This window comes from Streptomyces sp. DSM 40750, assembly GCF_024612035.1.
Lineage (GTDB): Bacteria > Actinomycetota > Actinomycetes > Streptomycetales > Streptomycetaceae > Streptomyces.
Genome location: NZ_CP102513.1, coordinates 1,121,079 through 1,134,214 on the forward strand (window position 1 = coordinate 1,121,079; position 13,136 = coordinate 1,134,214).

Annotated in this window: 11 protein-coding genes and 3 pseudogenes; 8 read left to right on the forward strand and 6 right to left on the reverse strand. The window is 67.2% G+C overall.

The window, feature by feature from the left end; all coding sequences use genetic code 11:
* Positions 1–25: 25 nt before the first annotated feature.
* From JIX55_RS05235 to JIX55_RS05250, 4 genes are all read right to left on the reverse strand, one after another.
* Positions 26–2,221 (reverse strand): xanthine dehydrogenase family protein molybdopterin-binding subunit, encoded by a 2,196-nt coding sequence (locus JIX55_RS05235; RefSeq protein ID WP_257562046.1) that lies wholly within the window; start codon positions 2,219–2,221, stop codon positions 26–28.
* The gene (locus tag JIX55_RS05240; protein ID WP_257562047.1) at positions 2,218–3,198 is read right to left on the reverse strand and encodes an FAD binding domain-containing protein; all 981 of its coding nucleotides are present in this window, start codon (positions 3,196–3,198) and stop codon (positions 2,218–2,220) included. Before JIX55_RS05240 ends, JIX55_RS05235 begins: the two co-directional genes overlap by 4 nt.
* Before the next feature lie 12 nt (positions 3,199–3,210).
* The gene (locus tag JIX55_RS05245; RefSeq protein ID WP_257562048.1) at positions 3,211–3,870 is read right to left on the reverse strand and encodes a (2Fe-2S)-binding protein; all 660 of its coding nucleotides are present in this window, start codon (positions 3,868–3,870) and stop codon (positions 3,211–3,213) included.
* A 358-nt stretch (positions 3,871–4,228) separates the two neighbouring features.
* Complete coding sequence (locus tag JIX55_RS05250) at positions 4,229–5,083, reverse strand: helix-turn-helix transcriptional regulator (RefSeq protein ID WP_257562049.1); 855 nt, start codon at positions 5,081–5,083, stop codon at positions 4,229–4,231.
* Positions 5,084–6,007: 924 nt separating this feature from the next.
* Between JIX55_RS05250 and JIX55_RS05255 the strand changes: the two genes are divergently transcribed.
* Together JIX55_RS05255 and JIX55_RS05260 are read left to right on the forward strand one after the other, a co-directional pair.
* Positions 6,008–6,259 carry a hypothetical protein gene (locus tag JIX55_RS05255; RefSeq protein WP_257562050.1) on the forward strand — a complete coding sequence of 84 codons (252 nt, stop codon included), beginning with the start codon at positions 6,008–6,010 and terminating at the stop codon, positions 6,257–6,259.
* 102 nt (positions 6,260–6,361) lie between these two features.
* Positions 6,362–6,661: a hypothetical protein gene (locus JIX55_RS05260; RefSeq protein WP_257569221.1), complete on the forward strand. Its 300-nt coding sequence runs from the start codon at positions 6,362–6,364 to the stop codon at positions 6,659–6,661.
* 77 nt (positions 6,662–6,738) lie between these two features.
* Here the strand turns inward: JIX55_RS05260 and JIX55_RS05265 are convergent, their stop codons facing one another.
* Both JIX55_RS05265 and JIX55_RS05270 read right to left on the reverse strand, forming a co-directional pair.
* Positions 6,739–7,884 (reverse strand): IS701 family transposase, encoded by a 1,146-nt coding sequence (locus JIX55_RS05265; RefSeq protein WP_257562051.1) that lies wholly within the window; start codon positions 7,882–7,884, stop codon positions 6,739–6,741.
* Between the two features lie 110 nt (positions 7,885–7,994).
* Complete coding sequence (locus JIX55_RS05270) at positions 7,995–8,774, reverse strand: transposase (protein ID WP_443046376.1); 780 nt, start codon at positions 8,772–8,774, stop codon at positions 7,995–7,997.
* A 95-nt stretch (positions 8,775–8,869) separates the two neighbouring features.
* On the opposite strand from JIX55_RS05270, the gene JIX55_RS05275 reads away from it, so the two are divergent.
* The 6 genes and pseudogenes from JIX55_RS05275 to JIX55_RS05305 form a co-directional block, all read left to right on the forward strand.
* Positions 8,870–9,070 (forward strand): DUF2191 domain-containing protein, encoded by a 201-nt coding sequence (locus tag JIX55_RS05275; RefSeq protein ID WP_257562052.1) that lies wholly within the window; start codon positions 8,870–8,872, stop codon positions 9,068–9,070.
* Between the two features lie 134 nt (positions 9,071–9,204).
* Positions 9,205–10,273, forward strand: a pseudogene (locus JIX55_RS51370) (IS630 family transposase).
* A gap of 65 nt (positions 10,274–10,338) precedes the next feature.
* Positions 10,339–10,515, forward strand: a complete 177-nt coding sequence (locus JIX55_RS05290; protein ID WP_257562055.1) for a hypothetical protein — start codon at positions 10,339–10,341, stop codon at positions 10,513–10,515.
* 425 nt (positions 10,516–10,940) lie between these two features.
* Positions 10,941–11,060 (forward strand): annotated as a pseudogene (locus JIX55_RS05295) (IS5/IS1182 family transposase); the annotation flags it as partial.
* Between the two features lie 377 nt (positions 11,061–11,437).
* Complete coding sequence (locus JIX55_RS05300; RefSeq protein WP_257562056.1) at positions 11,438–12,070, forward strand: hypothetical protein; 633 nt, start codon at positions 11,438–11,440, stop codon at positions 12,068–12,070.
* Between the two features lie 419 nt (positions 12,071–12,489).
* Positions 12,490–12,901 (forward strand): annotated as a pseudogene (locus tag JIX55_RS05305) (GTP 3',8-cyclase MoaA); the annotation flags it as partial.
* Positions 12,902–13,136: the final 235 nt, after the last annotated feature.

The following is a 13,136-nucleotide window of genomic DNA, read 5'->3' on the forward strand; positions in this document are numbered from 1 at the left end:
GGACCGGTCGATGGGCGTGCTCAGGTCAGAGCAACGCCTCGGCCGTGATGGGCAGTTCACGCACCCGGCGGCCGGTGGCGTTGAAGACCGCGTTACCGATCGCGGCCGCCACACCCACCTGAACGACCTCGCCGAGCCCCTTCACCCCCAGCGCATTGCCGTCGTTGTCCTCGCCGTCCAGGTAGATCGCCCTGACCTCGGGGATGTCGGCGTTGACCGGGACGAGATAGTCGGCCAGGTTGGCGTTGACGATCCGTCCGTCGCGGTGATCGGTGACGGTGTGCTCCAGCAGGGCCGTGCCGATACCGCCCACGATGCCGCCGAACGCCTGGCTCTCGGCCAGCTTCGGACTGATGATGCGGCCCGCGTCGTACACGCCGAGCATGCGCCGCACCCGCACCAGGCCCAGGGTCGCGTCCACGGCGACCTCGGCGAAGGTGGCGTTGTAGGCGTGGTAGGAGCGCCGCGCCGGACTGGGCGGTCCGGCGTAGGAGCCGCTCGCTTCCAGATGCGAGCGGTTGTTGCGGGCCAGGAGACTCCGGTACGTCTCGCCGCGCGCCTGGTTGCCCTGCACGTGCAGTCGGCCGCCGCGCACCACCACATCGCCGACGTCCACCCCGTACAGCGGTGACTCGCGGTCCTCGACGGCCAGCTTGATCGCCTGCTCGCGTACCTTGTCGCAGGCGTCGACGACGGCGGTGCCGACGCTGGCCATGGTGGCCGAGCCGCCGTGCGGGCCGGTCGGCGGATACAGGGAGTCGCCGAGCCGGAAGGTCACCGTGCGCATGGTCAGCCCGAGGGCGTCCGCCGCGACCTGGGTCTGCGAGGTGTAGGTGCCCGGCCCCATGTCACTGGTGGCCGACTCGACCACAGCGGTCCCGTCGGCGTCCAGACGCGCCCGGGCCTCCGCCGGGAAACGCCCGGGATCGTAGACACCGGCGGCCATGCCCAGGCCGATCAGCCAGTCGCCCTCGCGCCGCGCACGCGGCCGGGCCGAGCGGCGGCTCCAGCCGAACTCCCGGGCGCCGACCGTGTAGCACTCACGCAGCCGCCGGGTGGAGAACGGCAGGTTGTTCGACTCGTCCTCGGACGGTTCGTTGCGCCGGCGCAGCTCGATCGGGTCGAGGCCGAGTTCGTGCGCGAGCTCGTCCATGGCCGACTCGATGGCGAACGACGCCGTGGCGAGACCGGGGCCGCGCATCCAGATCGGGGTGTTCACGTCCAGGGAAACCTGCCGGTACGCCTGGCTGACGTTGGGCATGCTGTACATCATCTGCCCGGCCGCCATCACGGCCTCGGTGAACGTCTCGTACGACGAGGTCTCGGCGTCGATGTCGTGGATCGCGGCGGACAGCCGTCCGCGCCGGTCGCTGCCGAGGCGCAGCCGGTACTCGTACGACGGCCGGAAACCGGTGCCGAAGTACATCTGCCTGCGGCTCAGCACCAGCTTGACCGGACGCTTCGTCTCCCGCGCGGCCAGCGCGGCGACGATCGTGTGCGGCCAGCAGCGCAGCCCGCTGCCGAAGCCGCCCCCGACGAACGGGTTGATGACCCGCACCGACTCCGCCGGCAGGTCGAACACGGCGGCGAGCTCGTCATGCGTGCCCACCACCCACTGCGTCTTGTCCCAGACAGTGAGCTTGTTGCCGTCCCAGCGGGCGATGGTGGCGTGGGGCTCCATCGGGTTGTGGTGGTTGCGCGCCAACTGGTAGGTCAGGTCCAGGCGTACGGCCGAGGAGCGCAGGCCCGCTTCCGCGTCACCGCGAGCGTAATCCGTCGGCTTGTCCCGCTCGGCCTCGTGCAAATCGGTCGAGGGCTCCTCCGCGTCATAGCGGACCTTGACCAGGCTCGCCCCGTGCTGCGCGGCCTCCAGGGTCGTGGCGACCACGACGGCGACCGGCTGACCGTGGAAGAGCACCCGGTCGTCCTGGAACACCCGCAGTCTGCGACCGGGTGGGTTGTTGGAGCCGGCGTTGTCGCGGTAGGGCAGTTTCGGCGCGTTGCGATGGCTGATCACCCGCAGCACACCCCGATGCTTCTCGGCGTCACCGGTGTCGATGGAGGTGATACGGCCCCGACCGATGCTCGCGTCGACGATGACGGCGTGCACCGCCCCGTCAACGTCGTGCTCGGCGGCGTACACCGCCTTACCGGTGACCTTCAGCTCGCCGTCCACCCTCGACAGCGGCGCGCCTACAGCTGCCTGCGGCTGGGGGCTCACTTCGTACCTCCTACGATGCGCAGCTGACGCTCAACGGTCCGTTTCAGCAACTCGACCTTGAACCGGTTGTGGTCAAGGGGACGGGCACCTGCCACCGCCTTCGCGGCGGCAGCCTTCCACAACGACTTCGAGGGACGCTCACCGATGAGGTGCCGCTCGACTGCGGACAGCTTCCACGGCACCGTGCCCACTCCCCCAGCCGCCACCTTCGCCTCCCGGATCAGCCCGCCGCGCACATGCAGGGCGACAGCCGCCGACGTCAGGGCGAACTCGTACGACTGCCGGTCACGCACCTTCAGATAGCCCGAGCGCAGGGGACGCGGAAGGGCCGGGATCTCCACTCCCGTGATCAACTCGCCTTTTCGAAGGGCTTGTTCTCGGTTCGGAGTGGTGCCGGGCCGCAGCAGGAAGTCGGCGAAGGGGATACGGCGTTCCCCGTCCGGGCCGAGCAGGTGCACGGTCGCCTCCAACGCCGCGAAGGCCACAGCGACGTCGGAGGGGTGGGTGGCCACGCAGGAGTCGGACGTGCCGAGGATCGCGTGCGTGCGGTTGTGGCCGTTCAGCGCGGCACAACCCGACCCCGGATCACGCTTGTTGCAGTCGGCCGTCACATCACGGAAGTACGTGCACCGGGTGCGCTGCATGATGTTGCCGCCGATGGTGGCCATGTTCCGCAGCTGCGCCGACGCGCTCAGCTCCAGCGCCTCGGAGATGACCGGGTACGTGGTGCGTACCTTCCGGTTCGCGGCCGTCTCGGCCATGCTCACCAGCGCACCTATGCGCAGCCCGCCGCGCTCGGTGACGGTGACCTCGTTTAGAGGCAGACCGGAGATGTCGACCAGCGCCTCGGGACGCTCGACGGTCTCCCGCATCAGGTCGACGAGGGTGGTGCCCCCGGCGATGTAACGGCCGCCGCGCCGACCGGCGTTGAGGGCCTCACGGGTGTTCGCGGCCTTCGTGAAGGAGAAGGGATGCATGTCAGCGGCTCCTTACTTCCGGCCAGCGGTCTGGTCGACCGCGCGCACGATCTTCACATAGCAGCCGCAGCGGCAGATGTTGCCGCTCATCCACTCCCGGATCTCCTCCGGCGAGTCGGTGTGGCCCTCCTGGATGCAGCCGACGCCCGACATGATCTGGCCCGGCGTGCAGTAGCCGCACTGGAACGCGTCCTGCTCGATGAACGCCTTCTGCAGCGGATGCAGTTCGTCACCGTCGGCCAAGCCCTCGATCGTGGTGACCTCGGCACCCTCCAGCCGCACGGCCAGTGTCAGACAGGAGTTGACCCGCCGACCGTCGACCAGCACCGTGCAAGCACCACAAGCACCCGCGTTGCAGCCCTTCTTCGAACCGGTCAGATCGAAGTGCTCACGCAACAGGTCCAGCAGCGAGGTGCGGTTGTCCACCGTCACGGTCCGGCGGGTGCCGTTCACCGTCAGAGAGACACGGCTGGACGGGGGCGCCTCGGCAGCAGCCACCTCCTCCCCGGCGGTGAGCAAGGACCCACCGATCACACCGCCGACGACGACGGCACCACCGACCGCGGTACTGGTGGCGATGAAGGTGCGTCGTGTCGGCGCGGTGAGGGACTCGGAGTCGGTGGACTCGGTGGAGGGTGGAACATCTGGGTCAGTGAACTCAGGGGAGGACATACATAGGCCTTCGGACTCGGTGGATGGGGCACCTGGCCTGCACGGCGACAGGGAGCTGGGCGAATCCCACGACTTCGTCACCACCGCGTATTCAGAATGCGCACGTGCTGTGCGACCGCGGTTGGTCACGCCCCGAAGTCTTGCACCACCGGCATCACCCATGGGAGGGAGAGTTTTCTCCCCGGATATTCTTCCCCCGAAGGGAACTCTGCTCCGCTTGTCCGACAGCGGAAGATGAAAGCGGGTGTGGCACTATCGGGCAACGAACGCAGCTGAGAAAGATGTAGCATTCACCAATTCGCCGAGCCCGTGAGGTCTCACGTTGGGTGTCCTGCATCGCTCGGATGCACGCAGCCGCTCATGCCGCCGACGGCCGCGCAGTCCAGGCCTGGAGGAGACGCAGGTTGTCGTGAGATGCCGTTCCTGGCTCGGCGGTCCAGATCACCAACTGCTGCTCGCCATCGGTGACGCTGGTGAAGCTGTCCCAGTCAAGGGTGACGTCCCCGACGACCGGATGCCGCAGGGTTTTCGTTCCCACGCTCAGCACCGTGGCGTGCTTCGCTCCCCACCATCGGCGGAAGTGGGCGTCAGCCACCGACAGTTCACCCACCAGCTCGGTCAGCTGTGTGTCTCCGGGGCACTTGGCGCCCTCCATCCACAACTGCGTGACGCACGCGTGGGCGACACGCTCCCAGTCCGGGTACAGCACCCTCATGGCGGGCTCGGTGAAGAGCAGCCGGACAAAGTTCCGCTTCTTGACTGGAATCCGGGAGAAGTCGGTGACCAAGGCGGCGGCCAACGAGTTCCAGGCGAGGATGCCCATGTACCGGCCCAGCACCAGCGCCGGGGTGAACGGGATGTCGTTGATGAATCGCTGCACCTGAGGCTGGACTTTCTGCGCCGGGCGTCGGCACACCTTGACTCCCGCCTCGCCCGCCAACTCGAACAGATGGTCCCGCTGTTCGTCATCCAGGTGCAGGACACGGACGAGCGTCGCGAGTACCACCGCCGACGGCCGCACTACACGCCCCTGTTCCAGGCGCGCGTAGTACGGGCTGCTGAGCCCGGCCAGCCGGGCGACCTCGTCCCGCCGGAGACCTGGCACGCGCCTCGGCGCTCCCGACTCCGGCAGCCCTACCGTGCGCGGGCTCAGCTCCGCTCGCCGGGCTTTGAGAAATGCACCCAGCTCGTTCAAATGTATGCCGCTCTCCATGCAAGTCACTCTCACACGAAATCCCCACATTGTGAGGGGGGCGTTTTTATCCCAGGATGGCCTTGAATCTCATTCACACCGGCTGATGGGCCCAGTCGAGCCGAGAGGACCCGCAGGGGTCCGGGCGTAAACGGGCGGGTCCGAAGCGCAATTCCCGACACGGGCAGACACCGATGATTCCGGACTCGATTCGGCACGGCATCTCGCCAGGAATCTCCTAGTTGCATTGGGCACGTTACTGGTTATGGCGCCAAGTCTGCCACCGTTCACCCGAGCAGAGAGGGGGACAGTTTCCTCCCTGGATGATGTGATTCCGGGGCGAAATCCTCCCCTTTGTGGGCACCCGCGACAGCGGCAAGGCCATTGCGCGGCCCTGACCGCCTCAGGTCACCTGAGGGCCCCCATGAGTCACCCGCCCTTTGGGACGTCCTCCGTACAGTGTCGAAAGCCCGTGTCGGTTCAGTGCCAGAGCGAAGAGGGATCATGCTTCCCGGAAGATCCCTTGCAACGTGCCGGACGACGTGACCAACGCCGCCAGTGTCCTGGGCTAGGCCGTCGGCATCGTTCTCGGCGACGCCCACTGGGTCACGGACATCGAGGCCGTCGCCAGACCGCCCACATGCATCGCGGCGAGCGTCTGCGGCATCCTCTCGTTCGTCCTCCCCTACCGTCGGCAGGAGAGGACGAACGAGGAAGGGTCGTCGCGCCCCTTGGCTGCGACGGCGACCGGCTCGGAATGAGGCGGAGCTTCCTGGATGGATCTTGCGTGATCCACCCCTCCTCTCGCATGCTGATAAGCCTCATCAGGAGTCCGTATGCCGAGAAGACCATCCAGGAACCTCCGCCACCGCCGCGTGACCACGCGTGTCGTGGACGGCCTGTGCCTTCCATCTCGACTATCCGCTCAACGCCTGCGACCCGCCCATGTCGAAGGCTCGAGGAATCCCCCGACACCGCATCACCGCCAAGCACGACCAGGCACGCGACGACGTCCTGGACGACTTCCACCTCCAGGCGAGCACCCAGATCGACGGACTGCGCCACCGACGCGCCTCTCGACATGGCTTCTACAACGGCGTACCCGACCACGAAATCTCACCCCGAAGCCCACGCTTGGGCGTCCAACTGTGGGCCGAGACACCGCTGACAGGCCGTGATCTGCTGGTCGACATTTGATGGCCTGCTCTGGGAACGCGGCATACCGCTGTCCCACGCCGACGTGCCGCTCTCACCACCGACGCCCAGGCTGAGCAGAGTTGCCGGATTGAGCCTGGCGACCTGGCCCTCGTCCACGCCGGCTGGGCAGACTGGTACCTCACCACCGGCCCCGGACAACGTGCCAAGACTCGTGCCAAGCGCCGCGCGACCGGGTTCGCGCAGAGCCGTGCCTTCGCCGCCTGGTGCTGGGGCCACCGCATCGCCCTGATGGCCACCGACACGTTCGCCGTCGAGGTCCTTCCTGTGCTGGCTACTGAGGGTCTCGGCCTAATACTGCAGCCGCAGTTACGGGGGTTGGTGGCCGCGGCGGCGGTAGTGGCTGAGGCGGGCTCGCTGTTGATGGCGGCGGCGCCAGCGTGACCAGTGCAGGATGTGGTCGGCTTCGTGCCGGACGGCGTGGGTGAATCTGCTCAGCAGGCGGCGGATTTCGTTCACGCTCAGTCGGATGAGGTCGCGGCTGTGTCCCCCTTTTCGTGAGTGGTGCTCCGGACTGCGGTCAGGTGGGCGGCAGCTGCCATGGCCAGGGTGATGTGCCGGTACCAGGCCGGGTATTGGCGTACTTGGTAGTGGTCCAGGCCGGCCTCGTTCTTGGCGGCCTGGAAGCATTCTTCGATCGCCCAGCGGGCCCCAGCAGCGCGGACGATCTCGGCCTGCGGCGTGTTCGCGGGTGCGTGCACCAGGTAGTAGGCGCGCTCGCCGTCGGCGAGGGACCGCCGGATCAGCAGGGCGTCTTCGAAGCCGTCGTCACGCTCACCTGGCAGCGGGACCAGGGCCCATGCGTATTCGCGCAGGCCGTGGGCACCCTCCCCGGCCGAGCGGATCTCCCAGGTGTGCTCCGGCAGGATCGCTGAGACGGTGCGGGCGTTCTGCCCGCGCGGCCCGCATCGATGTCTGGAGGCGACTGCCAGCACGTAGCTCAGGCGCTGTTCGGCCAGCCAGCCGCGTAGGACCGGGTCCTGGCCGTAGACCTCGTCGCCGGTCACCCAGCGAAACGGCACCTTCGCGGCAACCGCCCGCTCCAGCATCGCGCGGGCCAGCGCGGGCTTGGTGCGGAAGGCGACCTCGTCACCGATCCTCGCGTCCGCCCGGCGGGCCGGATCCTCGATCCAGGAAGTGGGGAGGTACAGCTCCCGGTCGATCAACGCCCGCCCCTTGGCGGAGACGTAGGCCAGGAACACTCCCAGCTGGCAGTTGTCGATCTTCCCGGAAGTGCCGGTGTACTGCCGCTGCACGCCGGCCGAGCGGGTGCCCTTCTTGACGAAGCCGGTCTCGTCCACGGCCAGCACACCGTCCTCGGCGCCCAGGTTTTCCAGCACGAAGCCACGGACCTCGTCACGGACCGCGTCGGCGGACCAGTCGGCCTGGTTCAGCAGCCGTTGCATGCCGTCCGGGCACAGCTCACCGGCCTGCTCGGCCAGTGTCCAGCCGTTCTTGCGCTCCAGCGGCGCGAGCAGTCCGCGCAGGTACTCTCCTGCCCGCCGACGCGGCTCCGACCTCCGGAAATGCCCACTGATCCGAGCATGCAGAGCGTCCAGACCCGCCGCCCAGCGGTGCACCTCATCAACCGTGACGTCCCCACCCATGCCCAGTTCAACGAGCCGCCCGACCACTCGTCACACCAACTGCGGCTGCAGTACTAAGGGCTGTCCCGTAAATGATCTTTAGCGTGCTGATTGACCAGCCTGTTTCTCCGTTACCCGGCCAGGGTGAGGTTGTGCAGGCGGGCGATGCCGAGCATGGCGTGGTGGACACCGTCGCCTTTCAGGCGGCAGTCGCGGAGGATCTTCCAAGCCTTCATGTGGGCGAAGACGTGCTCGACCCGGGCGCGGACTTTGCGGTGAGAGGCATTGTGTTCCTCTTTCCAGGCCGGGAGTTCTTTCTTGTCCCGCTCGCGACGGTGCGGGATGACCAGGTCGGTGCCCCTGTAGCCGCCGTCCGCGATGACCGCGGCCTTGCCGACAGCGTCTTTCGCGCCGGACAGCTCCCACGCCTTGCAGTCGTTGCGGTTGCCGGGCACGGGCCGGCCGACGGTGACGACGAGCCGGGTGTCGGCCTCGATGACGACTTGATGATTGGTCGAGTAACGATAGTTCTTCGACTGCTCGGCGACGGTGTGGTCACGCGTGGGCACCAGGGTGCCGTCCACGATCAGCACGGTGTCCCTGCGGAACCGCTTGCGGGGCTGCAGCGCCAGCAACGGCCCAAGGTGGTCAACGACGCGGTCGGCGGCCGATTTCGAGATGCCGAACAGCGGGGCGAGCTGCCGCAGGGTGAGGTTCGTGCGCCAGTACGCGGCGACCAGCAGAACCCGGTCCTCCAACGGCAGACTCCAAGGCCGGCCCTTGCGGACCGGATCCGCGCCGTCACGCCGCAGGGCGGTGATCAGCTTGCCGAACTGACGCGGGCTCAGCCCGGTGAACGGGGCTATCCAGGACGACTCCGACGCCGTCCACACCAGCCACAGCAAGATCATCCCACTCTGGGCTCGTCCCCTGAGATCGGATCTTGAGCGCACGCTACGGAACGTGAGCAGCTAGAGTGCGCGTGCGACGCAATAGAGGGGGCACGATGGCCAAGGTCAGTATCAGTCTCGACGCCGAACTCGTAGTGGAAGTGATGGTCCTGGCTGGGATCGGCTCGCCTCAGGACGCGATCGAGGCGATTGTGCGGGACTACATCGCCCGTGGCCACCGCACGGAGGCCCGCACCGAGCTCAAGGACCAAAATCTGCGCGAGCTCGACGTCAAGCCGCAGGAGCCGCAAGGCTGAGCCGCCTCCCGCCTGCCGCTGCTCAAGCTGCCTCGCGACGCATCCAAGGGTTCGTCGGCACAGACGGCGAAGGGTATTTACGGGACAGCCCTTAGGGTGACGGCGATCTCGCGGGGCGGGTGTATTGCTGGCGCATGCGGTATCCCGATTTGGGTGGCCTGACCGCGAAGCAGCGGGCCTCACGGGAGCAAGTGCGTTCAGACTGCCGAGTTATACGCGCAAGGGGTGAAAACGCCGCAGGTCGCGCGGCGGTTACGGGTCTCACGCAAGTCCGCCTATGCGTGCATGCCCGCTGACGGGACGACGCCGTTGAGGGGCTGCGGTCCAAGGGGCCGTCCGGGAGTCCGTCACGGATGAAGCCGGAGTGGCGTTCCTGGCTGCCGACGGAGTTGGAGAAGGGGCCGGGCCGGCCGCGCACGGCTGGACGGAGGACCAGCGGAGGGCCCTGGCCCGGGTGGCCACGGTGATCGCGCGGCGCTTCCACGTGCGCTTCAGTTCGGCGCAGACCTGGCGCATTCTGCACCAGATGGGCTTTTCGGTGCAGATGCCGGTGCGGCGGGCCGCGAAGCGTGACGAGGAGGCCGTGGTCACGCGGATCAAGGAGACGTGGCCGCAGGTGGAAAGACGGTGAGGGACCAGGACACCTGGCTGTGTTTCGCGGATGAGGCAGGGCAGGGCTGCGGCCGCCCAAGGCGTGCACATGGTCCCACCGTGGCTGTCCGCCCCTGGTCAGGGTCCGGGTGGCCGGCTCGGGCCGCGTTTCCATGGCTGGCCTGGTCTGCCGCAAGCCGGTCAGGGCACCCGGCTGGTCTTCCGGATGCTGGTCCACCACCGCCGCAGGGGTGAGAAGAAGGGTTTCGGGAGAGAGACTTCGCCTCGATGCTGGACGCCGCCCACCAGCAGCTCGGCGGCAACGTCGTGTTGGTCTGGGACAATTACAGCCACCACGTCGACGCCGCCATGCGCGAACTGATCGGGAAGCGGCCGTGGCTGACGGTCTTCCGCTTCCCGACCTACACCCCCGACCTCAACCCGGCCGAGGGCGTATGGGCGCACCTGAAGAACAGCCTGGGCAACCTCGCCCCGTGCAGCATCGATGACCTCGCCGGGCTGGTCCGCACCCGCCTCAAACGGCTGCAGTATCGGCCGGACCTGCTCGATGGGTTCATCGCCGGGACCGGACTGATCACAACACCGCCATGACGTCACCCCGAACCGAAAACCTCAGTAGCAGCGACTTCCATCACAGCGCACCAGAAGATGACGGCATGATGCACCAGGAACTCATCGCCAAACTGGAGCTACCCTTGGGCGAGTTGTGGAACCGCAGCAACCTCACCCTGGACTGCCGCGCCACCGGCCGCTGGGACAGCCTCCTCACGGTCAAGCCCCTCAACCTGACCGAGGGAGTCGGCTCACCGACCAACGCCATAGCGCTGCGCTGACACGACTCTTCTGACAGATCATTGGTTCGGGGCGTCCCGCAGGTGGTCGAGGGCCTCGGCGAGCGTGATGTCGTACCGGTCTTTGTCCTTCTCCCAGCGTGCCAGTACGGCTACCGCGGCCTCGGCCATGTCGGCCGGCAGACTGGAGGTGCGCAGGCTGTCGGCGATCTCCAGCGTCTCGGGCCCAACGCCAGGCGCGGGCGGTCACACTGGGCAAGTAATCGGGATCCGAGAGGATGTCAGAGGGCATGTGCCGAGCCTCCTCCGTGAGGAGGTCGGCGACGCCGTGACTCTCGGCAAGGGCCTACGACCGCAGCCCGTGTGCGGGCAGCCTTGTGGAAGGCTGCGAAGGACATCTTCAAGGCCGAAGCCGCGCCGACCTGGTCCCCTACGAGACCGATCTACCGACCATTAGATCGTCGAGCCGGAAGCGCGACATCCTCACCGACACGATCGGCCTCATCCTCGCCATGACCGTCACCGGCCTGTCGGAGGGCGCCTTGGGAATCCGCCTCCTCGATCAGGCGAAGGAGACGTACCCCACGTCGGCGCCTTTCCTACGGTAAAGGGGGGAGGGGTTACTCCCCGGATGACTTTCTCCCCTTTTCGCGTCCGCGCCCGCGTGTGAAGGTCAGCATCGAGCACTACTCGCCCGTGGACCACGCCTTGGGAATTCCCGTGCGTGGCTGTTGAACCGCTGACAGGACGCAAAGAACATGAGGAAGGCCAGCTTCACTCCCGGCGCCGATCGAGGTTATGCGAGGCGCCCATGACGACGTCGACGCTGGAGCGGCCCGCTGTCACAACCCTGCCGGACCGCCGACCGGTCGTTGCCGGGCCGCAGTCGCCCGTCGGGCGCACTCGGAGCCGGAGAGTCCGCTGGGCATTGTGGTGGACCGCGTGTCTGATCTGCGGTGGCTTGGTGAGCCTCGTCCTCGCCGCGTTCGGCACGATGCGCGGACGGGTGCCGTCCCGGCGGCGCCTGGCAGTGGTCGGGGCCGGAGCGGCGGTGCAATTGGTTTTGGCCGGTTCCTTGGCGGTGACCGGGACCAGCGGCGGCGGTGGCGCGTGGAAGACCACCCGCGCAGTGGTCAACGCGCCGGTTTCCGGGGCGGCCCTGCTCTACGGCGTCGGCAAGGGCGGCGAGGTACATCAAAACGGCAACGGGACCACCGCTGTCGTCCTGGACGAAGGGGTCGTCCGCGCCGGCACTACGTTCGGCACCGTCTTCCTCACCGACCAGCGCATGGAGGCGGAGACGCCGCGCAATGACCGCCTGTCGGAACATGAGGCCCGGCATGCCGACCAGTGGGCGGCTTTCTCGATCGCCGCCGGACCCGCGGCCTTCCCCGCGCTATACGCTCTCGACGAGACGTTCTTCCCGGGCGCGTTCAACCACTTCGAACGCCAGGCAGGCCTGGAGGACGGCGGCTATGCCACACCGTCAGACTGCCCGTCCACCGCCGGCCAGTTGACCCTGGCCTCACTGGCCCTCCTCGCCGGCTCAGCCCTGGCCGTTCGGCGCAGGTTCCGTACACAGAGTGAGCGCGCATAGCGGGGCACGCTCGTCATGAGCCAGCATGACCGAGCGGTATGAGGCGTCGCCGTGCCGTCAAATGATGGCCCCTACGCGAAATAGCCGTGAATGGACACCGGATGGACGGGCGGAAGCTCGTCCAGAACGATGTGCGTCCTCCTGTTGCTCGCTATAAGTGGAGATCTTCTTCACTGAAGGTAGCTATCCATGGAAAAAATTCCTCTCCCTTTGCGCGGCTGTGGCGGCTACGCCTCTAAGTTACTGTGAGCTTCGATCCAGGCCCAGAATTCCTCGACCGTTGATGAGGAAATGGTGGACCACCAACGGTCGAAATAGCAGATGTTCGACAAGGGAGGGGACCACGTGCTCATCGACACCTACGGCCAAGTGGCCATTGACCTGAGAGTGTCACTGACCGACGCCGTGCAATTTGCTGACTGCGCTTCATCGAGCAGATGCCGCTGGACGCCCAGCACGGCTGGAAGCGCGACGGCGTGATCACCGCAGGGGACATCCTCACCTCGCTCCGCACCCCCTTGAAGAGGGCTCCGGGAACGCGGCTCAGCCCCGGCGGAACTGGCTCGTGAACGGCGGCTTGCATCTGGTGGGCGTCATCGCCTCGTCACCCGCCCCCTGCGACCACAACCGCCTGACGACCGACGGCCAGGTCCGCACGTGCCTGTTCGCCCGCGAGGAGACGACCTGCGTGCGGCCCTGCACTCGGGCGCCGAGGACGAAGAGATCGCCGGTATCTGGCGGACGGTGATGTGGAGCAAGAAGGCAGGCGCGGGCCTGGACGACCCGACGTTCATGCAACCGGACAGGCCGATGTCCTCCATAGACGACTAGCGCAACGCTCCTGACGCGGGAGCGGTCCAAGGCCCCGGCGGCTTCAACCGCGCCAGGGAAAGGGAGACGGCGCCCGAAACCAGAAAGAACCATGAAGTGGAACACCAGACGCCATCTGGAAGTGGAAACGACCAGAATCCTCCGCCAAGCGAAACCTCTCAAGGGGCATTGGAGGGTGACGATTTCGGCAGGTTTGCCATCGGGGTTGTCCTTCTGACATCAACATGCATGGCCC

Excerpts from the sequence above, each read along its gene's own strand:
- JIX55_RS05240 (WP_257562047.1), bottom strand. The coding sequence starts at position 3,198 with ATGCATCCCTTCTCCTTCACGAAGGCCGCGAACACCCGTGAGGCCCTC.
- JIX55_RS05245 (WP_257562048.1), bottom strand. The coding sequence starts at position 3,870 with ATGTCCTCCCCTGAGTTCACTGACCCAGATGTTCCACCCTCCACCGAG.
- JIX55_RS05250 (WP_257562049.1), bottom strand. The coding sequence starts at position 5,083 with ATGGAGAGCGGCATACATTTGAACGAGCTGGGTGCATTTCTCAAAGCC.
- JIX55_RS05255 (WP_257562050.1), top strand. The coding sequence starts at position 6,008 with ATGTCGAAGGCTCGAGGAATCCCCCGACACCGCATCACCGCCAAGCAC.
- JIX55_RS05265 (WP_257562051.1), bottom strand. The coding sequence starts at position 7,884 with ATGGGTGGGGACGTCACGGTTGATGAGGTGCACCGCTGGGCGGCGGGT.
- JIX55_RS05270 (WP_443046376.1), bottom strand. The coding sequence starts at position 8,774 with ATGATCTTGCTGTGGCTGGTGTGGACGGCGTCGGAGTCGTCCTGGATA.
- JIX55_RS05275 (WP_257562052.1), top strand. The coding sequence starts at position 8,870 with ATGGCCAAGGTCAGTATCAGTCTCGACGCCGAACTCGTAGTGGAAGTG.
- JIX55_RS05290 (WP_257562055.1), top strand. The coding sequence starts at position 10,339 with ATGATGCACCAGGAACTCATCGCCAAACTGGAGCTACCCTTGGGCGAG.